The 22,749-nt window shown below is 63.5% G+C and carries 20 protein-coding genes; 18 read left to right on the forward strand and 2 right to left on the reverse strand.

Features of this window, described 5'->3' with window-relative positions; translation table 11 throughout:
• Positions 1-92: 92 nt before the first annotated feature.
• Positions 93-1,622: an EAL domain-containing protein gene (locus ACB039_RS15565; protein ID WP_371165986.1), complete on the reverse strand. Its 1,530-nt coding sequence runs from the start codon at positions 1,620-1,622 to the stop codon at positions 93-95.
• Between the two features lie 508 nt (positions 1,623-2,130).
• On the opposite strand from ACB039_RS15565, the gene ACB039_RS15570 reads away from it, so the two are divergent.
• Positions 2,131-4,050 carry an EAL domain-containing protein gene (locus ACB039_RS15570; protein ID WP_171273063.1) on the forward strand — a complete coding sequence of 640 codons (1,920 nt, stop codon included), beginning with the start codon at positions 2,131-2,133 and terminating at the stop codon, positions 4,048-4,050.
• A gap of 59 nt (positions 4,051-4,109) precedes the next feature.
• Here ACB039_RS15570 and ACB039_RS15575 read toward each other — a convergent pair whose 3' ends face one another.
• Positions 4,110-5,030, reverse strand: coding sequence for a 1-aminocyclopropane-1-carboxylate deaminase/D-cysteine desulfhydrase (locus ACB039_RS15575; RefSeq protein WP_371165987.1), 921 nt, complete (start codon positions 5,028-5,030; stop codon positions 4,110-4,112).
• Positions 5,031-5,126: 96 nt separating this feature from the next.
• On the opposite strand from ACB039_RS15575, the gene ACB039_RS15580 reads away from it, so the two are divergent.
• From ACB039_RS15580 to ACB039_RS15660, 17 genes are all read left to right on the forward strand, one after another.
• On the forward strand, positions 5,127-5,990 hold the full coding sequence (locus tag ACB039_RS15580; protein ID WP_218410595.1) for an MSHA biogenesis protein MshI: 864 nt from the start codon (positions 5,127-5,129) through the stop codon (positions 5,988-5,990).
• 109 nt (positions 5,991-6,099) lie between these two features.
• Positions 6,100-6,693, forward strand: coding sequence for a PilN domain-containing protein (locus ACB039_RS15585; RefSeq protein ID WP_139439242.1), 594 nt, complete (start codon positions 6,100-6,102; stop codon positions 6,691-6,693).
• Complete coding sequence (locus tag ACB039_RS15590) at positions 6,693-7,340, forward strand: MSHA biogenesis protein MshJ (RefSeq protein ID WP_161507878.1); 648 nt, start codon at positions 6,693-6,695, stop codon at positions 7,338-7,340. The genes ACB039_RS15585 and ACB039_RS15590 overlap by 1 nt, the downstream gene beginning before the upstream one ends.
• Complete coding sequence (locus ACB039_RS15595) at positions 7,333-7,647, forward strand: MSHA biogenesis protein MshK (protein WP_043129479.1); 315 nt, start codon at positions 7,333-7,335, stop codon at positions 7,645-7,647. The genes ACB039_RS15590 and ACB039_RS15595 overlap by 8 nt, the downstream gene beginning before the upstream one ends.
• 70 nt (positions 7,648-7,717) lie before the next feature.
• Entirely contained in the window at positions 7,718-9,394 is a 1,677-nt protein-coding gene (mshL, locus tag ACB039_RS15600) for a pilus (MSHA type) biogenesis protein MshL (RefSeq protein ID WP_371165988.1), read from the forward strand.
• 163 nt (positions 9,395-9,557) lie between these two features.
• A complete protein-coding gene (locus ACB039_RS15605) occupies positions 9,558-10,448 on the forward strand; it encodes an ExeA family protein (protein ID WP_371165989.1) in 891 nt (296 codons plus the stop codon).
• Complete coding sequence (locus ACB039_RS15610) at positions 10,445-11,560, forward strand: tetratricopeptide repeat protein (protein WP_371165990.1); 1,116 nt, start codon at positions 10,445-10,447, stop codon at positions 11,558-11,560. The genes ACB039_RS15605 and ACB039_RS15610 overlap by 4 nt, the downstream gene beginning before the upstream one ends.
• 32 nt (positions 11,561-11,592) lie before the next feature.
• Positions 11,593-13,305: an MSHA fimbrial ATPase MshE gene (gene mshE, locus ACB039_RS15615; protein WP_042648837.1), complete on the forward strand. Its 1,713-nt coding sequence runs from the start codon at positions 11,593-11,595 to the stop codon at positions 13,303-13,305.
• A gap of 3 nt (positions 13,306-13,308) precedes the next feature.
• Entirely contained in the window at positions 13,309-14,529 is a 1,221-nt protein-coding gene (locus ACB039_RS15620) for a type II secretion system F family protein (protein ID WP_371165991.1), read from the forward strand.
• 94 nt (positions 14,530-14,623) lie between these two features.
• Positions 14,624-15,085 (forward strand): hypothetical protein, encoded by a 462-nt coding sequence (locus tag ACB039_RS15625; RefSeq protein ID WP_371165992.1) that lies wholly within the window; start codon positions 14,624-14,626, stop codon positions 15,083-15,085.
• Between the two features lie 77 nt (positions 15,086-15,162).
• Positions 15,163-15,822, forward strand: a complete 660-nt coding sequence (locus ACB039_RS15630) for a prepilin-type N-terminal cleavage/methylation domain-containing protein (RefSeq protein ID WP_171273072.1) — start codon at positions 15,163-15,165, stop codon at positions 15,820-15,822.
• A gap of 18 nt (positions 15,823-15,840) precedes the next feature.
• Positions 15,841-16,275: a prepilin-type N-terminal cleavage/methylation domain-containing protein gene (locus tag ACB039_RS15635; protein WP_202047763.1), complete on the forward strand. Its 435-nt coding sequence runs from the start codon at positions 15,841-15,843 to the stop codon at positions 16,273-16,275.
• A gap of 54 nt (positions 16,276-16,329) precedes the next feature.
• The gene (locus ACB039_RS15640; RefSeq protein ID WP_371165993.1) at positions 16,330-16,809 is read left to right on the forward strand and encodes a Tfp pilus assembly protein FimT/FimU; all 480 of its coding nucleotides are present in this window, start codon (positions 16,330-16,332) and stop codon (positions 16,807-16,809) included.
• Positions 16,796-17,368: a prepilin-type N-terminal cleavage/methylation domain-containing protein gene (locus ACB039_RS15645; RefSeq protein ID WP_371165994.1), complete on the forward strand. Its 573-nt coding sequence runs from the start codon at positions 16,796-16,798 to the stop codon at positions 17,366-17,368. The genes ACB039_RS15640 and ACB039_RS15645 overlap by 14 nt, the downstream gene beginning before the upstream one ends.
• Positions 17,368-18,147: a PilW family protein gene (locus ACB039_RS15650; RefSeq protein WP_042648844.1), complete on the forward strand. Its 780-nt coding sequence runs from the start codon at positions 17,368-17,370 to the stop codon at positions 18,145-18,147. The genes ACB039_RS15645 and ACB039_RS15650 overlap by 1 nt, the downstream gene beginning before the upstream one ends.
• Positions 18,137-18,613 (forward strand): MSHA biogenesis protein MshP, encoded by a 477-nt coding sequence (locus tag ACB039_RS15655; RefSeq protein WP_371165995.1) that lies wholly within the window; start codon positions 18,137-18,139, stop codon positions 18,611-18,613. Before ACB039_RS15650 ends, ACB039_RS15655 begins: the two co-directional genes overlap by 11 nt.
• Positions 18,610-22,644 (forward strand): DUF6701 domain-containing protein, encoded by a 4,035-nt coding sequence (locus ACB039_RS15660; RefSeq protein WP_371165996.1) that lies wholly within the window; start codon positions 18,610-18,612, stop codon positions 22,642-22,644. Before ACB039_RS15655 ends, ACB039_RS15660 begins: the two co-directional genes overlap by 4 nt.
• Positions 22,645-22,749 lie beyond the last annotated feature (105 nt).

The raw sequence follows: 22,749 nt of genomic DNA on the forward strand, positions 1-22,749 counted from the left end.
CAGTCCATGATAAAGGGAGTTGTCCCGTCAGAGGAGAATCATTTTGTTGCAAGAGATGAGGATCCCCGGGCGGGGACCCTGATGCTTCTCTCTCACTGCCCGCCGGGCTGGCTCTGCCGCCATGCCAGCAGCCAGATCTTCAACTTGGTCAGGGCCATGGGTTTGGCATAGACATAGCCCTGGATCAGGTGGACTCCATGGCGGTGCAGGTAGTCGACCTGCTCCAGAGTCTCGACCCCCTCGGCTATCATCTCCATGTCGGATTCATGGCCGAAGGCGATGATGGAATCCAGCAGGGTGCGCTTGAGATCGTCTGTGCCTATGGTGTCGACGAACATCTTGTCGATCTTGATCTGGCGGATACCGAGGCGCTGCAGGTAGGCGAAACCGCCATAACCTGTGCCGAAGTCATCCAGCTTGAAGTGATATCCCTTCTCCTGGAGCTGGGCTATCTCCCCCATGGCCGCCTTGATATCGGTGATCGGCTTGCGCTCGGTCAGCTCGAAGGTGAGCCTGGCCGGGGAGGGCCAGTCGTGGCGCTGCAACAGGGGCCGCAGATTGGGTTGCTCCAGGTGGGCGGCCACTATGTTGACGCTGACCCACTGGGTCGGCTCCAGCCAGGGCAGGTCCGCGATGACCCTCTCCAGCAGTTGCTCCGTCATGGGCAGGATCAGCCCCTGCTCCTCCGCATAGTCGATGAAGGTGCCTGGGGGCACCAGCTCCCGACCCCGCTGCCAGCGCAGCAGCGCCTCGAAACCGACCACTTTTTTGCTGCGACTGTCCACTATGGGTTGATAGAAGGGGACGAACTCGCGCCGCACCAGGGCTGCCTGCAGCAGCCCCTTGAGGGAGCGGCGGTAGTTGCGCAGCACCCAGTAGGCGGTGACCAGCAGGAGTCCCAGCGCGCCGCCATACAAGAGACCATAGTGGCGGGCCTGCCGCTTCGCATACTCCTCCAGCGCCTTGCCCGCCCACAGGGTCTGCCTGATCTGGGGATCCGGATCGAAGAAGCTCAGGCTCTGGTTGCCAGGCTCCTGCTTGATGGACTTGTCGCCACGGGGGAAGAAGGTGGTGACCTTGCCCGGACTCTGCTGGCCAAACTCGAGATAGAAGCAGCCCGGGCAGGGGGATTGCAGCTGATCGTGGCTCCAGCTGTTGTTCAGCACCCAGTAGGCGACATTGCCACCCTTCCTGTAATAGGCGACGACCTCCTGCTCGGTGTTGAAGCGGGGCTGGGTGGCCGCGAGACCAAACTGCTCCTGTTCGGGATAGGGGGGCAGCTCGACAGTGGCAAGGGGGAAATCCTCCCCCAGACTGGAACAACCGCCGCCGGAGGCGAGTTTGAGCCCCTGCAGCCGGATGTGGCGGCTGTAGAAACGGGGATCCCGCAGCAGGGCCATGTCTGCGGGGCCGCAATCGAAGGCGAACCTGGAGAGCTGGGAGCGAATGCTCTGATCCAGCGCCTCGTGGCGCTCCGCCAGCGCGGCCTCTATCTGCGCCTTCTTCTGTTGCAGCAGCTGGTGGGCCAGGGGGTTGCCCAGCAGCTGGCTGAGGGGCAGGCTCGCCAGCACGGGCAGGCAGAGCAGCAGCAGACTGATCCAGAAGGGAGACGATCGTCGCAAGGGATACCTGCCCGGTGGGCGCATGGGATGCAAATGGATGGCAACATCATAGCATTAGCTGGTTCGATTTGAGTCACATCGGTCACACTTGGAACAATAATCATAATCCATTGATATACAACAAATATGACAAATTGATTGATGGAGATTCAATCGCTGACCTGTCATAAATGACAATTGTCCAGCTTATCTGAAATCGCTAGAGTAGCAGTGCGGTTTGACTCACCGTGTGTTCAATACTCCTGTATCTATTTTTGTCAGTAGCACAGAGTGTTAGTTTTGATATGAGTGTTTCTTTTGGTCCCCGCAGTGGGACCATTTTTCTGCCCGCCGTTCGGCCGGTTGCCCGATTTTCTCCTCTCCCGAGTCCCCCCGTACGAGTGACCCACACCCGGGCATGAGCGGCCGCCGCGCTTATTTGCAGAAGCGGGATCTTCATCCATAGGCGGGGTTTGGCCAAGGCTGATACCATGAGGCTCTATGGATGCTGTCGGCTACGGAAAGGCACATGAAACTGACCACTCAACTCGTCTCCTTTATTACCCTGTGCGTGATCGCGGCCATGGCCGTGGTGATGCTGGGCGGAGTATTCAGTTTCCGCCAGATGGGGATGGAGCTGCAGCAGAACCGGGTCGACTCCCTGGTGGAGATCATCGACAAGCAACTGGGAGTGACCGACGATCAGCAGGCCTTGGCCCGCTGGCTGCCCTCCCTGCTGCGGGCTTCCCACGTGGTCGAGCTGGAGATCCGCCAGGACAGGCAGCGGGTCTACTGGTTTCGCGACGTACAGCAACAGACCGACGAGAGTCTGCTGATCCCCTACAGCAAAGCCATTCCCAATCAGGTCGGCATGCAGGCCGAGTTCAAGCTGGACAGGCCGTTCAAGGAGTTCGAGTACTCCATGCAGGCCATGTTCGGCATCTCCCTCGGGGTCTTCATCGTGGTGTTTGGCCTCTGGTATTCCATCCGCTGGTTGCGACAGCAGCTGCGTGGTGCCGAGCTGCTGGCGGAGCGGGCCCAACTGATCCTGGATGGCAAACTCACCAAGCTGGCCCATGATCCCGCCGACGAATGGCCCCTCCCCGCCAGCCAGGCGCTCACCCATCTGCTGGCCGAGTTGGCCGATGCCCGCAAGGAGCGTAGCCGGTTCGACAACTTCATCCGCAGCAACGCCTTCGTCGACAAGACCACCGGCATCGGCAACCGCCTCTTCTTCGACAACCGGCTGGAAAACGCCATCATGGAGGCGAGCGTGATCAGTGGTGGTGTCCTGCTGATCGAGCTGGCCGGGCTGGAGGAGCTGGATCCCGAACTGAGCGGACGCCCGAGTCAGGATCTGCTGATGGAGGCGAGCGCCTCCATCGGTGCCTTCGTGCGCAAGCACAGCGGTGCCCTGCAGGCCCGCTACGCCGGTCAGGTCTTTGCCGTGCTGCTGCCCAACATGTCCGAGAGCGAGATGGTGGACGGCGCCAGTCAGTTGCTCAAGAGCCTGCAGCGCCTGCACTGGCCCGAGTCGGTCAATCTGGACACGGCCGTCTATCTCGGTGCCGTTTGTTATCAGGCCGAGGACTCCCTGCTCAAGGTGCAGGAAGAGGCCGAGCTGGCGCTCAAGAGTGCACGCCTGCAGGGTCACAGCGGCTGGTTCCTCTACGAGAAGTCGCTGGACGAGGAGGCGAGCAACAAGGGGACGGTGCGCTGGCGCACCCTGATCAACCGCCGCATCGAGGAGCGGGGGATCTCCTTCTATCTGCAGCCGGTGCAGCAGGAGCGGGACCAGGTGGTGCTGCAACAGGAGCTGCTGATCCGCATTCATGACGAGCAGGGGCGGGAGTTGCAGGCAGGAGTCTTCATGCCCATGGCGGAGAAGGCCGGCCTGCTGCTGCCGTTGGACCGGCTGGTAGTCGCCCAGACCCTTCGCCTGCTGCGCCAGCGGCCGGAGTCGAGCTGCCCCGTCTGCCTGTCGCTCAGTGCCCAGAACCTGCTCAATCGCGAGTTCCAGCGGGATCTTTTCTTCGAGCTGTTCCAACTGCCGCGCAGCCTCAATGAGGGGTTGATCCTGCAGTTGTCGGAGTCTCAGGTGACCCGCCACTACGAGGCGCTCAAGCGGCCACTGCGGGCGCTGCGCATGTTGGGATGCCGGCTGGCCATCGATCACGCGGGCCAGGATGTGGTGAGCACGCAGTACATCAAGGAGTTCGAGATCAACTTCCTCAAGCTGCACCCCAGCCTGGTGCGGGAGATCCACCTGCGACAGGTCAACCAGATGGCGGTGCGCAGCCTGGTGGGGGGTTGCGCCAATACCCAGACCCGGGTGATTGCGGTCGGGGTGGAGAGCGGCGACGAGTGGAAGATGTTGCGTCATCTCGGCGTGCACGCGGGCCAGGGGCCCTGGTTCGCAGAGCCACAGCGGCTGATCATGCCCGCCTGACGGGCCCGCCTGGTTCAGTGGCGGCCCGCCCCCTCTCCGGGCCCCTGAATCGCCCTGGCCTACAGTCTGTCCTGCTCCTTCAGGCCCGCCAGCCCCTGCAGGCCCCCGGTGTGGATGAAGACCACCTCGCTGCCACGGGGGATGCGCCCGGCGGCCAGTTCCCGGAACAGCCCCCACATCGCCTTGCCGCTGTAGATGGGCTCGAGCGGCAGCCCGGTGTGGGCGCTGAAGGCCAGTACCCACTGCCACAGGGCCGGACTGAACCTGGCATAGCCGCCGTCGTGATGATCCAGCGCGATGCGCCAGCCATCGGTGATGGCCGCCGCAGGATAGAGCCGGCACACCTCGTCGGCGATGAAGCCACCCCCCTTGAGCACGGCGATGGCGAGGATCTGCTCCCGTGCCCGCTTGCCCGCGATGAGCCCCGCCAGGGTGCCACCGCTGGCGCAGGGCAGCACCCAGAGATCCGGCGAGAAGGGCACCTCGGCCACCAGCTCGGCGACTCCCGGGATGGCGAGCGGGCTGCTCCCCCCCTCCGGCACTATCAGGGTGTCAGGTGCCGCGAACTGGGCCAGCCAGTCGGGATCCTGGCGGCGCCGGTAGCTCTGGCGGTCCACAAAAACGAGATCCATGCCCCAGCCTTTGGCCGCGCTCAGGGTTGCGTTGCTGACGCTGTCAGCCTCACCGCGTATGATGCCGGTGGTGCGCAGCCCGGACCTGAGGCCGGCCGCCGCCAGGGCGTGAATGTGATTGGAGTAGGCGCCCCCAAACGACAGCAGGTGGGTCTTACCCTGCGCCCGAGCCTGTTGCAGGTGGTACTTGAGCTTGCGCCACTTGTTGCCGGAGAGGGTCGGGTGGATCAGATCATCCCGCTTGCACCAGAGCCGCACGCCGTGGGCATCCAGCAGAGGGTGGTAGACAGGGTGCAGGGGGGAGGGGATCTGAGCGGGTTCCAGTGGCGCATCCCAGGGGGAGGTCATCTTGGCCGTCAATGCATCGTTTGTCATAAAGTTGGAGGCTAATGGCCTGTTTATGTTAAGGTTTAGTCCGTTTCATGCAGCCAGGTCCAGGTCTCGATGAAGTCACTTTTCCGACGTTCGCACCCCAGCCCTCAGGTGGGACTCCTGCTGGCCAGCGATCGCATCCTGCTGGCTTGTGTGGAACCCGTCCCGATCTTTACCAGTCGCGCCATCCATGGTCCTCACGACTGGCCCAGGGCCATGGGGGAGCTGTTTGCCCAGCATGGCCTGGCCAAGTCTAAGGTGCGGGTGGCCCTGGCCGCCAGCCTTTATCAGCAGATCCAGATCGACAAGCCCGCCGTGCCCGATGCCGAAATGGCGGGGGCCCTGCCCTGGGCCATCAAGGATTTCGTCAACGAACCCGTGTTGCAGCTCGCCATGGACTATGTGGACCTGCCGACGCCCCCTGCGGGTCGGCCGCGCATCAACGTGATCTGCGTGCCCAAAGCGCGGGTGCAGCAACTGGCGGACGCGGTCAACGGCGTGGCGACCCTGGAAGCCATCGTCAGCGACGAGTTGGCCATGACGGCCCTCTACGAGGCGGATCAGACGGTGCGCATGCTGCTCTGGCAGCCGAGGGGACAGGAGTTGCAACTGCTGGTCTTTCATCGGGGAGGGCTCTGCTTCTCCCGTCAGTTCCGCGGGTTCGCCAGCCTCACCGGTACCCATGAGCCCGATCAGGAGATGCTCGACGGGCTGGCGCTGGAGATCCAGCGCTCCCTCGACTACCTGGCGGGTCATCTCAAGCTGCCGGAGCCGGGCCAGTTGCAACTCGCCATCGCCTCCTCCGCCATCGGGTTGCTGGTCCGCCACCTGGAACAGGTCTTCGGTTTCCCGGTCTCCGCCATGGCCAACAAGGCGGTGCTGGCCGGTGTCGAATACCTCTGTGCCTATGGTGCGGCCCTGGGAGGCGAACGATGAACCGGGTTGCTGACGTCATCCTTCACTCCTCCATGGCCAACAAGACCCAGTGGCAGGCCGGTGTCGAATATCTCTCCGCTTACGGCGCCGCCCTGGGCAGGAGCGAAGGATGAAACACCATATCAATCTCTATGGCGCTGAATTCAGGCCAAGGCGCCTGTGGGCCAGCCTCAATCAGATGGCCCTGGTCTGGGGCGGCTGCCTGCTGCTGCTGGTCGCGGCCACCTTTTTCTATGGCTGGCAACAGCGGGGTGTCGACCGCGAGCTGGCCCAGGTGCGTGCGCTGCTCGATGTGCAGCGCGGCGAGGCCACACGGCTCGATGCCGCGCTGGCGCGCCATCAGGCAGACGGTCAGCTGCAACAGCAGCTGGTCGACAAGCGCGAGGAGCTGGCTGCCAAGCAGGCGCTGATACGCCAGCTCGGCAGCCTCTCCCTGCAAAAATCCCAGGGCTACGCCGGCGTGATGGCGGATCTGGCCCGTCTGCGGGATGCCCGCCTCTCCCTGCAACGGATTGAGATAAGTGACGGGCGCATCAACCTCTCCGGGGTGGCCGAACGCAGTCAGGATGTCCCCGCCTGGGTGAACCGCTTCAAGCAGACCCCGTCCCTGGCGGGCAAGCAGTTTGGCGAGCTGACCCTGAGCCGGGACAAGGCTGGCCAGCTGGCCTTCCAGCTTAGCGGCATAGCACGGGAGACCCCATGATGGAGATGAAAGCACAGTGGCTGGCCTGGGCACAGCGCGTGGCCGCCCTCAGCCTGCGAGAGAGGGTGTTGATCCTGCTGACGGGCATCATCCTGCTGGGGGCGGCCGGGATCTACGGCTGGCTGGATGCCGCCGACACCCGCCTGAGCCAGGAGCGGCAGGCGCTGACGGCGGCGCAGCGGGATCTGGAGATCCTGACCCTGGAGAATCAGGGCAAGCAGGCCCGGCTGGGGCGGGATCCCAACGCCCAGGTGCGCCAGCAGCTGGCCGGCGTAGAAGCATCCCTCGGCCGGCTGGACGCAGAGCTCAAGGCCCAGACGGTGGATCTGATCCCGGCCCACGAGATGCCGGCCGTGCTGGAGGCCCTGTTGTCTCGCTCCGCCAACCTGCATATGCTGGCGCTCACCTCCCTCAAACCCGAGCCGCTGATGGCTGGCGAGCAGAAGGCCAACCTGTTCAAACACGGGATCCGGCTCCAGCTGGAGGGGGGCTATTTCGATGTCTACCAGTACCTGAAGGCGCTGGAGGCCCTGCCTCGCCACTTCTACTGGAAAGGTTTCGACTACAGGGTGGTTGAGCACCCCAAGGCGGCGGTGGAGATGGAGATCTACACCTTGAGTACCAGCAAGGAGTTCATTCGTGGCTAAGTGGCTGACATTGTTGTGCTGCCTGCTGGGCCCGCTGGCCCAGGCAGAGGTGTTGCAGGACCCGACCGCCCCCCTGGCCGGCAGCGGCGCGGCGGCGAGCCCGAGCAAGGGCGCCGGTCTGCCCAGGTTGCAGAGCGTCATCCTGGGCAACGGACCGGCGCTGGCGGTGCTCAACGGTCAGAGCTATCGGGTGGGCCAGCGGATCGACGGTTTTCTGCTGGTGGGCATCAGCGCCGATGCCGTGGTACTGGAGAAAGCGGGCAAGCGTCAGACACTGACCCTGTTTGGCAGCAAGATCCGGATGTGAAGTCGGTTCCGCGCGGGATGCTGCGGGCCAGGTTTGTCGAGTTTCATTGCGAGTCAGGTGCACCAATAACATGAAAAAACACCATTTTTGTCTGCTTCCCCTCGCATTGGCGGTGGCGGCTTGTACCAGCTACCAGCACCCCGAACCGGTGCAGGCCAAAGACGCGCTCAAGCAGGCCATGAACGAGCAGACCCCGACCGCGCCGCTGACCACTTTGCCTCCCTCGGTGCAGAGCGAACTGCTGCAGCTCAACCGTCCCCAGCAGCCCTTGGCGGTTCCGGAGAAACGGCTGCGCATCGCGGCCCATGACGTCGATGCGGTGGAGTTCTTCGGCTCCCTGTTCAAGGGATCCCGTTACAGCGTGGCGGTACACCCCGGGGTGGCGGGTTCGATCTCGGTCGAGCTCAAGGATGTGACCCTGCAGGAGGCGCTGGCCACGGTCGGCGACATGTACGGCTTCGACGTGCAGCGCAAGGGCAACGTGTTTCACGTCTACCCGGCGGGTCTGCGCACCGAGACCATCCCGGTCAACTACCTGATGATGGCCCGCCGCGGCCTCTCCCGCACCTCGGTCAGTACCGGCGGGGTGACCGCCAACGACAACAACAATAACGGCAACAACAACGTCGACAGCAGCGGCAACAATAACAACGGCAACAACAACCTCGGCTCCTCCAACGGGGACAACGGCAACGGCAACAACAGCAACGGCACCCGGATCGAGACCGACAGCAACAACGACTACTGGACCGATCTGCGGGACGCCCTGCAGACCCTGATCGGTACGGGAGACGGACGAGCCGTCATCACCAGTCCCCAGGCGGGGCTGGTCACCGTGCGCGCCTATCCGAAGGAGCTCAAGGCGGTACGCGATTTTCTGGATCAGTCCGGCGAACACCTCAAACGCCAGGTGGTGCTGGAGGCGCGGATCCTGGAGGTCTCCCTCAACGAGGGCTACGAGCAGGGGGTGGACTGGAACGGTCTCTCCGCCAGCTGGGACGGCAACAAAGGTATCCGGGGGGGGGGTAGTCTTGGCAACAGCCAGGTCGGAGCCAGCAATCCCATCTTCAACGCCATCGGCGGTGGCGCCGGTTTCACCATCTCGGATGGCAACTTCGTGGTGGCGGTTGACTTGCTCAAGACCCAGGGTGACGTGAATACCCTCTCGAGCCCGCGGGTCACCGCGACCAACAACCAGAAGGCGGTGATCAAGGTGGGGACGGACGAATACTTCGTCACCAATGCCTCCACCACCACCACCACCTCGGGCAACTCGGCCCCCATCGTCACGCCGAACGTGGAGCTGACCCCCTTCTTCTCCGGTATCGCCCTGGATGTGACCCCGCAGATCGACGAGCAGGGCCGGGTGCTGCTGCACATCCACCCCTCCGTCATCGACACCGAGGAGCAGAACAAGACCATCAACGTCGGCACCGCCGATCCCCTGGTGCTGCCGCTCGCCAAGAGCGCCATTCGTGAATCGGATACCGTGGTGCAGGCCAACAACGGTGACATCATCGTCATCGGCGGCCTGATGAAGACCGACAAGAAAGAGGTCGTCAGCAAGGTGCCGCTGCTCGGGGACATTCCCTGGGTCGGCGAGGCCTTCACCAACCGCAGCGAGAGCACCCAGAAAGTGGAGCTGGTGATCCTGCTCAAGCCGACCGTGGTGGAGAAGGATACCTGGCAGCAGGAGCTGCAACGCTCCTCCGAGCTGCTCGACAAATGGTATCCGCCCAAGGGCTAGGCCATGAAGCAGCATGCGATTGGCCTTGTGCCATACGGCCTGTGGCTCTGTGCCACGACAGGCCCCCAGGCCGGTGACGACTCATGTACCTGAACCATGCCGGTTTGCAGGTGTTCTCCTTCGGCCTGGTCGGCACTGGCCGTGATGGGCACAGGAAGGGCGCATGTACCTGAGTCACTTCGGTTTGCAGGAGGCGCCCTTCGGCCTGACCCCGAACACCGGCTTCTACTACGGTCTGCCTCCCCACGAGGAGGCCATGCAGGTGCTGAACTGGGCGCTGGAGCAGGGGGAGGGCTTCATCAAGGTGACCGGCGAGGTGGGCACCGGCAAGACACTGCTCTGCCGCAAGCTGCTGAGCGAGCTCGGCTCCGAGGCGTGTCCGGTGCGCCTGGCCTGGCTGCCCAATCCCCACCTCACCCCGGGGGAGTTGCGTACCGCCCTGGCCCTGGAGCTGGGGCTGGCGGTGCAGGGAGTCAGCGAGCTGGATCTCACGGATCGCATCCATCGCCACCTCATCGCCCTGCACCAGCAGGGGCAGCGAGTGGTAGTGCTGATCGATGAGGCGCAGGCCCTGCCGGACGAGACCCTGGAGGCGATCCGGCTGTTCGGCAACCTGGAGACGGAATCCAGCAAGCTGTTGCAAATCGTGCTGTTCGGCCAGCCCGAGCTGGATGTCCGGCTGGCGAGGCCCCACCTGCGCCAGTTGCGCCAGCGCATCGGCTTCTCCTACTGCCTGCGGCCGCTGCGGTGCGACGAGACCCGGGCCTATCTGGAGCACAGGCTGCATGTCTCGGGCTATCGCGGGGCGGCGCTGTTTGGCGGCCCGGCCTTGCGCCTGTTGTGGCGGGCGTCCCGCGGCATTCCCCGGCTCATCAACGTGCTGGCCCAGAAGTGCCTGATGCTGGCCTATGGCCGCGGGGTGCGCCGGATCGATAGCGCCCTGGTGCGACTCGCCGTTCGTGATACCGACGACGCCCGCCGTGGCGCCTTGGTACGCTGGTGGCCCCTGTTGCTGCTGCTGGGTGCTGCCCTGACCTATGGAGTCTGGTCATGAGCGTGATCAATCAGATGCTCAAAGATCTGGAGCAGCGTCAGCCAGGATCCGAGGGCGCCGCCGTCTATGTGGCGCCGGTGCGTCAGCAGGGGTGGTGGATGCTGGCGCTGACCCTGTTGTGCACCCTGGCGCTGGCCATCCTCGGCTGGCGTACCTGGATCTACTGGCAGCAGAGCCAGCGGACGGCGCAGCCGACCGTTCAGTTGACTACCCGGCTCGTCCCGGCGAGCGGTGAGCAGACGCTGCCAGCCTCCTCTGCCGCCGAGGTGGTTGCCGTTGCCCCCGCGCCCCAGGTGGCTGCCGCCTCCGGGGCGGTTGGGGTGGATGGCTCCATAGCGGCGAGGGCAAGCGACACCGCCGACCTGGCGCCGCAGACCCTGGCCGAGACGCCGCCAGAGGATGACGTCATCCCGAGCGACGAAGAGTTGCAGCCGGATCTCTATGCCGAGCTGGCGGCCGAGCAGGATGCCGAAGAGGCGCCAGTGTCGACAGCCCCGCGCAAGCCCGGAATCTTGAAGATAGAGACGGTGGAGCTCTCCGAGCCCGAGCTGGCGGCCCTGGCCGAGCGCAAGGCGACCACCGCCATGGCCAAGGGTCAGATGCAGGAAGCGCAGGACAACTACTACGAGGTACTGGTCCATGACCCGCACAATCAGGGGGCGCGGGAACAGCTGGCTGGCCTGCTCTATGGGGCGGGACGGCTGGCGGAGGCCGGCCAGGTGCTGGAAGAGGGGTTGAGACTGGATCCCGAGCAGGCCGACCTGCGTCTGCTGCTGGCCCGGGTGGCCATCGGTGGCGGTGATCGCCAGAAGGCGCTGGACTGGCTGACCGGCTATCAACCGGATCTGGCCGCCAATCTGGATTACTACGCCACCTGGGCCGGGCTTGCCCAGGAGCTGGGTCAGCCTGCCCGGGCGTCGGAGCTCTACGTCAAGCTGCTGCGCCAGCAGCCGGATCAGGGGCGCTGGTGGCTGGGGCTCGGCGTGGCCGAGGATGGCCAAGGCCATCGCCAACGTGCGCTGGATGCCTATCGCAACGCCCAGTTGCACGGGAACCTGGGCGAGGCCTCCAGCAGCTGGCTGGAACAGCGAATTGCACAGCTTGCCCCCTGACGGGCAGCCGGGATCACTTTTTTGGAGTTTGCATGGCACAACCCAGACTGAAAATGCGCCTCGGCGACCTGCTGGTACAGGAGCGGATCATCTCGGATGATCAGTTGCAGCTCGCCCTGCAGCAGCAGCGCCACACCGGCCGCAAGCTGGGCACCACCCTGATCGATCTCGGCTTCATCAGCGAGGTGCAACTGCTGACCTTCCTCGCCCGTCAGCTGGATGTGCCCTTCTTCGATCTCAACAACCTCACCATAGACGCCTCGGCCGTGACCCTGTTGCCCGAGGTGCAGGCGCGCCGCTACCGGGCTCTGGCGGTCAACCTCAGCGACGACAAGGTCACCGTGGTGATGTCGGATCCCGCCGACTTGAGCGCCCTTGATGCCATCGCCGCCCTGCTGAGTCCGCGGGAGCTGGTGCTGGCGGTGGCCCGGGAAGGCCAGTTGCTGGAGTATTTCGACCGCCTCTATCGCCGCACCCGGGAGATAGAGAACTTCGCGGTGCAGCTGCACGAGGAGCATCAGGAGACCGGCTTCGAGCTGGGTGCCAGCAGCCTCAACGCCGGGGCAGACGAGGGGGAGGCGACGGTGGCCAAGCTGCTGCGCTCCCTGTTCGAAGACGCGGTGCAGGTGGGAGCCTCGGACATTCATATCGAGCCGGACGAGAAGGTGCTGCGCATCCGCCAGCGCATCGACGGCGTGCTGCACGAGAACATCCTGAGCGAGGTGCGCATCGCCCAGGCGCTGGTGCTGCGCCTCAAGCTGGTAGCCGGGCTCGACATCTCGGAGAAGCGGCTGCCCCAGGATGGCCGCTTCGCCATGAAGGTACGCGGTCGTGACGTGGATGTGCGGATGTCCACCATGCCGGTGCAGTACGGGGAATCTGTGGTGATGCGGCTGCTGGATCAATCCACCGGCATACTGTCGCTGGCCGAGACCGGCATGCCGCCCGCCATCCTGACCCGCTTCCGCCGCCAGCTCAAGCGCCCCCACGGCATGATACTGGTGACGGGGCCCACCGGCAGCGGCAAGACCACCACGCTCTATGGCGCCCTTTCCGAACTCAACCAGGCCAGCCACAAGATCATCACGGTGGAAGATCCGGTGGAGTACCGACTGCCTCGGGTCAACCAGGTGCAGGTCAATCACAAGATCGGCCTCACCTTCTCCCAGGTGCTGCGTTCCACCCTGCGCCAGGATCCTGACATCCTGCTGGTGGGGGAGATGCGAGACAACGAGACGGTGGAGATTGGCCTGCGCGGCGCCATCACCGGCCATCTGGTGCTGACCACCTTGCACACCAACGACGCCGTCACCAGTGCCCTGCGCCTCATCGACATGGGGGCCCCCGGCTATCTGGTGGCGAGCGCCCTGCGGGCCGTGGTGGCCCAGCGGCTGGTGCGGCGAGTGTGCGAACACTGCGCCTGTGAGACGGCGCCGGATGAGGGGCAGGCCACCTGGCTTGGCGCGCTCTCCGGCGAGATGCCGGGTCAGCACGTCTATCGCAAGGGGCGCGGCTGCCAGAGCTGCAACTTCACCGGCTATGCGGGCCGGATCGGGGTCTACGAGCTGCTGGAGCTGGACCAATCCATGATGGATGCCCTGCGTCGCAACGACGCCGAGGGCTTTGCCCGGGCTGCGCGCGAGCACGAGCACTACCGGCCCCTGGCACTGACCGCCCTTGACTATGCCCGGGAGGGGATCACCTCGGTGGACGAGGTGCTGCGGCTGGCCGAGGATCTGGGCTAAGTCATGGGATCATTTGCGTACAAGGGCCGCGACAGCCAGGGCAATGCCGTCAACGGCGTGGTGGAGGCCGCCAGCGAGCTGGCCGCCGCCGAGCAACTGATGCGCCGTGGCGTGATGCCTACCGAGCTGAAGGCGGGCAAGGCCAGATCCGCCGCCATCGACTGGTCCCTGCTGCTGGAGGGGGGCGTCAAGCTGGAGGAGTTGGTGGTGTTCAGCCGCCAGATGTATGCCCTGACCCGGGCGGGCATCCCCATACTGCGTGCCATCGCCGGGCTGGAGGAGAGCGCCCACAGCAAGCCCCTCAAGCGGGCGCTCCACGCTCTGGGGGAGGATCTCGGCAACGGGCGGCCGCTGTCGAGCTCGATGCAGGCTCACCCCAAGGTGTTCAGCAGCCTGTTCGTGGCCATCATCCACGTCGGCGAGAACACCGGCCAGCTGGAGGAGGCCTTCCTGCAGCTCGCCAACTATTTCGATCTGGAGCTGGAGACCCGCAAGCGGATCAAGACTGCCATGCGCTACCCCAGCTTCGTGATGATAGCCATCGCCGTCGCCATGGTGATCCTCAACATCATGGTGATCCCGGTGTTTGCCGGCATGTTCGCCAAGTTCGGGGTGGAGCTGCCGCTCGCGACCCGGATCCTGCTCGCCACCTCCCACTTCTTCGTCCACTACTGGTGGCTGCTGCTCGCCATCTTGCTGGGAACGATCGTCGGCTGGCGGCGCTGGGTCGCCACGGCCCGGGGCAAGCTGACCTGGCACCGATGGCAGCTCAGGCTGCCCATCGTCGGCTCCATCATAGAGCGCTCCCTGCTGGCCCGCTTCGCCCGCAGCTTCTCCATGATGCTCAAGGCCGGGGTGCCGCTGAACACGGCGCTGACCCTGGTGGCCGATGCGGTGGACAACGCCTGGATGGCGGGGCAGATCCGCGACATGCGGGGCGGTATCGAGCGAGGCGAGAGCCTGCTGCGCACCGCCGGCGCCAGCGGCCTGTTCACCCCTCTGGTGATGCAGATGATCGCGGTGGGGGAAGAGACGGGCCAGGTGGACGAGCTGCTGCACGAGGCGGCCGAATACTACGAGCGGGAGGTGGATTACGACCTCAAGAGCCTCACCGCCCGCATCGAGCCGATCCTTATCGGCATAGTGGCCGTCATGGTGCTGGTGCTGGCGCTCGGTATCTTCACGCCAATGTGGGACATGATGCGAGCGGTGCGGGGTCAGTAGGCGGTATCTTCACTCCCCTGATGGTGGGACATGATGGGAGCGGTGCGTGGTCAGTAATGCATGCTGTTTGCGGTAGACAAGGGGCGAGAGAGGCATGAGCAGACAGTCCGAGCAGGATGAGCGCTGGCTGGGGGGCTACAGGCGGATGGTCGTCTGTGCCCTGTTGCTGGTCATCCTTGCCACCCTGGCCCTGAGCTATCGCAGCCACAGGGCAGAGGCGCTGGCGGTCAGCCTGAGCCTGCTCGGAGAGCAATTTGCCGAGCGGGCCCAGCGGCTGCACGGGCGCTGGCTCGATGAGCGGCGCCCCGCGGTGCTGCATGCGGAGGGGGTGGCCTGGCAGTTCGATGAGCGAGGCTGGCCGCTGGCGGTGTTGCCGCTGCAGTCCCCGTCCGGTAACTGCCGCCAGCTCTGGTTGATGCTGATTGGTCCGGACGATCCGGGGTTGCCATCCTGGCAGGCCCTCGCCAGCCAGGATGGGGGCGGCTGCGAGTTTGGTTGGGAGGGGCATTGGCTGCGCTACCGTTTCGGCGACGGCCGGGTGCTGGCAAAGCCGTGAAGCGATCTCTCAAGTGCTTCAGCCACATGATTTTTTTTCTATCTGCATGAAATAATGCGGACCATTACGGAGGTAGCATGGCAGCAAAGAGAGTGAGCACCGGCCAGGGACCAGGTCAGATGGCCGGTTTTTCCCTGATAGAGCTGGTGATCGTCATCGTGATCCTGGGGATCCTGGCCGTCACCGCCTTGCCCCGTTTTCTCGACGTGACCGACGAGGCGAAGAAGGCCAGCGTGGAAGGGGTATCCGGCGGTTTCGCCACCGGGGTCTCCCTGGTGCGGGCCCAGTGGGAAGCCGAGGGTCGTGCCAAACAGGACAGTCTCAATACAGTGCTCTACGACGGTTCCCGTTTCTATCTGACCACGCCGACCGACAGCCAGGTCAGCAACGGCGAGCTCTCCCCCGGTTATCCCATGGACACGGCGGCGAGCGGCGCTCCCGATGTGGATCCGGCCAATCTGACGGCGGTCCGCTGTCTCAATATTTGGGAGGGCTTGTTGCAGAATCCTCCCAAGGCTACTGCCAACTTTGACGAGGTGCGCGGTAGCGGCAATGACCTGAAGTTCTATGCCACGGTGAGCAACAATGGACTGGATTCGGTCTGCCGTTACTATCTGGTCAACAGCCTGAGCAAGGGAAGTGATGGGCGCTATCAGGACCCGCAAGGGAGCACCGATGCCTACATGAGTTTCAGTTACCGCCCGGCCTCCGGCCAGGTGACCACCCATATCAATTGATAAACCGAGGAAAACGTAATGAAAAAGCAGGCGGGTTTTACCCTGATCGAACTGGTGATCGTGATCATCATCCTGGGCATTCTGGCGGTCACCGCCGCGCCCAAGTTCCTGAATCTGCAGGATGATGCGCGCAAGGCTGCTGCGGATGGTGTCAAAGCATCACTGCAAAGTGCTGCCCAGATGATATACAGCAAGGCTGCAATACAAGGGATTGAAGCCTCTTCCGCTGCCGTATCTGTTGCTGGTACTACAGTTGATGCGAAGTTTGGTTACCCGACAGCAGCAACTATTGCAAATGCAGTTACCCTAGATGGCTGGGATGAGGCATCTGCATCTAAGGGGACATTTAAGCCTGCGGATGCTGGTAGCAGCGCTAACTGTCAAGTTGTGTATAACGAAGCAAGCACGGCAACTTCATCATTCAGTGTTAATGTTTCCGGATGTGGGAACTGATAGATCTGAGCGAGGCTTCAGCCTCGCTTTCTCTTTACCCTTGTGAGAACCCCAATGCCTGCAACCAAGGGTTTCACCCTGATTGAACTGGTGATCGTGATCCTGTTGCTCGGGATTCTGGCCGCCTTTGCCGTGCCCAAGTGGCTGGGCAAAGGCGGCTTTGAAACCCATACCGTCTGCGATGAGCTGGTGGCCCGGCTGAGACTGGTGCAGACCATCAATATGAATGAGCCCTCTAATCCAAGCATTAATGGTGCCAGACAAACCTTTTTTCAGGTTAAACCGGGACAGTTTTGGCACTACTCTGTTGCACTGGCTGATGGAGCTGTCTCTGCGCCGATACACATCGTGAACACTGGCGTGTCGGTAACCCTAAACGGGCAATCTGACTTCGGTATTCGTTTCGATAAACACACCGGCCGCCCCCTCTCTCCGTCAACCTGCGTTCCTTATTGCGATCTGGTGGTGAGCGACGGTCGGGAGAGCGCACGCCTGCGCATCGAGCCGGAAGGTTATATCCATGCCCTCCCTTAAGGCCCGTAGCGGCTTCACCCTGATCGAATTCGTGGTCGGCATAGTGCTGCTGGCCATCGCGCTCACCGGCATTCTGGGTCTGCTGGTCAACCAGGCGCCCAAGTCAGTGGATCCGGTGCAGCAGGTGCGGGCTGCCCAGCTGGCCCAGCGGATCCTGAACGAGGTGCTGCAAAAATCTTTCGATGAACACTCGGATCACAATGGCGGCCGTTTTCGCTGCGGCGAGACCGTCGGCACGCCTCCCGAGATCTATCCCGCCTGCACCCCAGTCGCCGATTACGGTCCGGATGGGGGCGAGACGCGCCCCTACGCCTTCAACGACGTGGATGATTTCGATACTGCGGGTAACTGGGTGGACGCCAACCAGTTCACCCAGAGCTCTGCCAGCGCCAGCGACGAGGAGTATCGCCACTATCAGCTGAAGATCCGTGTCACGGCTGATGACCTGTTTGCCAGTGCAGGCAAGGGTGCCTCGTCCATCGGCAAGCGTATCGAGTTGACGGTGCGGCTGCCTGATCGCAGTGAAGTCGAGTTTGCGCTCTATCGGGGTAACTACTGATGAGCCAGCGCATTGCACGGGGCTTCACCCTGGTGGAACTGGTGATGGTGATCCTGCTGCTCGGAGTGATGGCCACCTTTACCAGCCAGTTTATCGGTATCGGCACCCAGATTTACGGGGATGCCAGCCGCCGGGAGCAGCTGATGAGCGATGCCCGTTTCGCCCTGGAGCGGCTCAACCGCGAGCTGCGCGATGCGGTGCCGGGCTCGGTGCGCATCGAGGATGAGGCGGGCAACCCTCTGGATCAGGGGGCCTGTCTGCGCTTCTGGCCCATCGCCACCGCCAGCCGCTATCTGGGCTCCGCGGCCAGCGCCGGGCTCACCATAGTGGTGCCGGACGTGCTGCCCGAGCGGAATAAGGACCTGGCCATCGTCTACCCCCTTGCCGATCCGAATATCACCCTGGAGCAGGGGTGCCTCCATGGCAACTGCGTGGCCAGCGTCACCTCTGTTGGGGCATCCGTGTCGGGGGCGCTACCGCTGACGGTGGATGGCTCCTTCGCCAAGGAGTCGCCGGGGCAGCGCATCTATTTTGCCCGCCAACAGGTGCGTTACTGCGTGATGAATGCCGCCCTGACCCGAGCCAGCGCCGCTATAGGCACTGACATTCGCGGGAGCACACCGGTCCTGATGGCCGAGCATATCCGTTTTTCGCCCTATTACTTCTATCGTGAGCCCGCCGCTTTCAATCAGAGCGAGGTGGGACTGCGGATGGAGTTCGAGCAGCGCGGCGAGCGCGTCCTCTTCAACCACAAGCTGGAGACGCTCAATGTTCCCTAGGCCCCCCCGCAGGTCGGCGCCCCAGCGCGGCAGCGCCATCATGATCGCGTTCTTCGTCATCGTCATCATGGGCCTGCTGGCGGCGGCCATGGGCCGCTTCCTGGTGGACAGCGGCGAGAAGAATACGGTTGAGGTGCGCGGGGTGCGTGCCCTGATGGCGGCCCAGAGCGGGCTGGAGGTGGGTCTCTACCGCCTCTACCCCAATGATCACTGGGACGCGCAACAGTGCGTCGCCCTGACATCCATCCCCTTTGCAGTCCCGGGGCTGGTGGATTGCAACGTGGTACTGACCTGCAAGCCGGTGGTGGTCAGTGTGGCTGGGGTCACCCAGACCGGTTACCGCTTTCAGAGCACGGGCGCCTGCGGTCGTCGCGATCTGAACAATCCCAGTCCGGACTTTGCCGTCAGCCGCACCCTGGTGGCGGAAGCCTTTGATGGCGCCCTTGCAAGGAGCCAGCACCCATGACGTCCCGCCCGCCTCTCTGGGCCCCCATGCTGTTCGCCATGCTGTTGGGCTCGGTCCCGGCACAGGGGGCCGATCAGTGCACCGCCGCCTTCCTCTTCCCGGTGCAGAGCCACGCCACCCCCGGTGTACTGAGCATGACCAACGAGAGCAAGATCATCAGCTCGACCGTGGGAACCCGTTATCCCTTCCTCGGCAAGAGCATCCAGCCAAACGCCAACTGCAACAGCGGCGGTTACTGGGACGGGGGCACCTGGGTCTCCAACTGCAACGTCAGCGGTGCCCTGGCCAGCCCCCTCGGCGGCGTGGCCTTCATCGAAGATCCCAATGCATTTCCGGCCAATCCGGGAGGCTTTCCCGCCTATAGCGGCCAGAACGATCTGGCCTGCAATGGCGCCATCTCCCCCGCAGCCGGGGATTACAGAAATGCGTCGTGGGGCGGCAACAGTTGCGTGGTGACCCTCACATCGGGGCAAACCTATCGCTTTGACATCCTATCCCTCTCCGAGGGGGCCGTGCTCGACCTCAACGGCGCGACCCTGTATGCCAGGAAGCTGACGATCAGGAATGACTACAACAACGGCCTCCATGGGGCGGGATCCCTGCATGCCAATGAGCTGACGGTCACGGGCAACGGCAGGCTCTCCGACGCCAGGGTCACCGTCTACAACCGTCTGGAGGTCTCGGGCAATGGCAGCACCGGGACGGCTCACTTCCAGCCCCGCTATATCGACAACGTCGCCATGAACGTGTCGGGTGGCAGCGTGCCGGTCACCATGGCCGCGGGGGACTGGTCCATCAGGAATCTCGAGATAAAGGGCAACAGCATCATGGCCTTCCAGGGCCAGAGCACGCTCAGCGTCTATGGGCTCAGGATGGAGGATCAGGGCAGGATCACCGCGGCGAGCAGTCGCAGCGATCTGACCGTTCAGCTCCATCAGACGCTGGAGCTGATCGGCAATGCCACCATCAACGGCTATCTGCAGGCCCGCTACCTCAAGACGTTCAGACACCAGAGCACCTCCGAGATCAGCTTCTATTTCCGTGGTGGCAGCCACTGGATCGACAGGCTGGAGCTTGGCCACAACGATGATCTGATCTTCGATGCAGGCACCGCCGCCCAGCTCTACATCAAGAGCGATCTGGCCCTGAGCGATCAGATGGAGGTCAATGCCCTCGGCAAGGCCAATGACCTGATGATCTACCACTTCGGCAAGGTCACCATGAGCGGCAATACCAGGCTCAACGCCATCCTCTATGTGAAGGCGGGTAACCTGACCATGGGCGAGCAGGCCCAGCTGACCGGTGCCGTGTCGGCGATCAACGTCACCATGACGGGCAACAGCAAGGTCACCCATGAGCCTTTCGGGGGGGACTGGCCCGGCCTATGCCCCTTCTCCACTTGCAAGGACATCTTTACCGATCCCCCGACGGAGGGGGTCAGCATGACACCGCCCCCCGGTGTGCTGGTGCCACCCCTTGGGGACCTGGTGTGCAGCAAGCAGGGGAGTGGCACCAGCTGTACCGGCCACAGTGGCAACAGCTTTGAGCCCGGGGATCACGACTTCGACGACGGCAGCATCAGCAACCAGGCCGAGATCATCGCCACCGGCGTGACGGCGAGGCTCTATTTCAACAACCTCGATCTGAACAACGCCAGGCTCAACCTCCGCAATCTGCCCGAGCATCTCTTCATCTACGTGAAGGGGGATCTCTCCATCGCTGGCCAGAACCAGATCAATGCCGTCGTCTATGTGGCGGGCAATGTCCGCATGGCCGGCAACGCCACGCTCGAGGGGGCGCTGGCGACGGGAGGCAATGTCGATATCAGCGGAAACGGTGACTACTACTTCGATCAGGGTGCCGTCGACAAGGTGGACCTCGGTGGTAACACTTGCGGAGGGAGCACGGACGGGTCCCAGATCGATCACTTCGAGCTCAGCCACTCCGGCCAGGCGCTCACCTGCAACCCCGAGACGGTGGTCATCAAGGCCTGTGCCGATGCGAGCTGTTCCCGGCTCGTCACCGAGCAGGTCAGCGCGGCCCTTAGCCTCACCCCCGACACCGCCAGCAATGGCTGGGTGGGGGGCAATCAGCTGACCTTCAGCGGGGGCTCGACCACGGCCCGGCTGCACAACAACACGGCGGGCACCGTGATCATGGGCGTGGCCGGCTCGACGCCGGCATTCCAGTACCCGACCCTGTGCCGGGCGGGTAGCGGGGCGTTGAGCGCCGCCGCCTGTACCCTGAGCTTTGCCGACAGCGGCTTCCTGTTCAATGTGCTGGATACCCTGGCCAACAAGCCACAGGATGTGGTGATCAGCGCCGTCAAGAAAGACGATGCGACCCAGCAGTGCGTTCCCGGCTTCGCCAGCGTGAGCAAGCCGGTCAGCTTCTGGGGTTCTTATGTCACCCCGAATGCCAATGCATTTGGCAGTCAGGTCACGATAGAGGGCAATTCGGTCTCGACTTATGCCGCCAATGTGGCTTCGCCGACGGGCACTGTCATCAACGTGAACTTCGATAGTCAGGGCAAGGCGACGCTGAAAAATGTCAACTATCCGGATGCGGGCCAGATGCGGCTCAACGCCCGTCACGATGGCAGCGGGGATACCGCGGGTCTGGTGATGACGGGCTCGGATCTGTTCGTCAGCCGCCCGGTGGGGCTCTGCATCACGCCTGCCCAGGGGGCCTGTGCGGCAGGGGATGCCAGTTGTCCGGTGTTCAAGAGGACGGGAGACACCTTCCCACTGAATATCCAGGCCATGGCCTGGCAGAGCGACAACGATGGCAATATCTGCGTCGGCAACGGCACCACGCCGAACTTCGTGTTGCCAGATATCGCCCTGACCACTGAGCTGGTGGCTCCCCAAGGGGGGGGCGTCGCTCAGGTCATCCCGAACAAGTACAGCCACGTTGCGGCCAGCAACAGTCTCAACACGTCCACCCTCAGTCTCAACGAGGTCGGGGTCTTCAGGATCAAGGCGACACCGCCTGCCGCGATACCCCCGGCAACGGGCTACTTTGGCTACACCATCCCTCCCGCCAGCAGCGTGCCGGTAGGGCGTTTCGTGCCCTGGGACTTCAGCATGACGAGCGGCACTGTCACCCCGGCTTGCGGTGGCTTCAACTATATGAGTCAGCCGTTTGACGTGGATGCGATTGTGGTTGCGCGCAACAAGGAGGGGGGGGTTACGAAAAATTACCGGGATGCCTTTGCCAAGGGCGCGCTCATTCTGGCGGCTGCCAATAACCAGGACGGGGTGGATCGCTCCAATCGGTTGGTGCCGCTGGCCGCCAGCTGGTCCGAAGGTACCGGCAAGGCTACCGGCCAGAGCCGGTTTATGCGGCTGCGTGAGCTGACCCCTAGCCTGACTGCACCGGAAGAGCCCTTGCCGCTCCTGCGACTAGGGCTCAGGGTAGCGGACGGCGAGACTCTCGAGACCAGCTTCCTTGCCGATCGAAACATGAACCCCGCCGTGACCGGTACCTGCGATAACGGGGTTAATTGCACCGCGAAGCAGCTCCTCATCCCGCAGGGTGCGAACGATACCATGATTGCCTATTACGGCCGTCTGCTGGCCAGTACCCGCCAGGGAGCGGTCAGCGCACCGCTGGCGCTGCCACTTCAGGTTCAATATTTCGAAGGTGGGCTGTGGCGCGCCAATTCGCAGGATGTCTGCACTCAGATCGCCCTGACGGGGGACGGCATGGATTTCACCGACGCCAATCAACACTATGATGCTGCGAGCGGGGATCTCGTCCTGCAGGATGGTGCCCGCATTCGCCTCGGGTTCGGCAATCAGGCCCCAGGAGGTAGCCAGACTCGGTTCAATAGCGGTGAAACCTGGTTCCATTTTGCACCACCGAATCAGGCCGTACGCATCCCCTACCGTATCGTGCTGGAGAAACAACCTGATCAACCGCTCTGGCTGGCGGACCCCGCCACGGCGGATCATCTGTCGGGAGAGGCCATCTTTGGCCGTGACAGGGGCAACGATCGCATTATTTATCGCCGCGAAGTGATGCCCTGAAAATGATATGGGGACGGGGAGAGGGGCGCTTTGGGGTGAGCCTGCGTCTTATCTCCTTGTTTCGTAGTGTTTGTCGGCCTGAGCGGGTGAGTGATGACTCGCATT

It is taken from the genome of Aeromonas sp. S2(2024), from assembly GCF_041402505.1.
GTDB classification, from domain to species: Bacteria; Pseudomonadota; Gammaproteobacteria; order Enterobacterales; family Aeromonadaceae; genus Aeromonas; species Aeromonas media.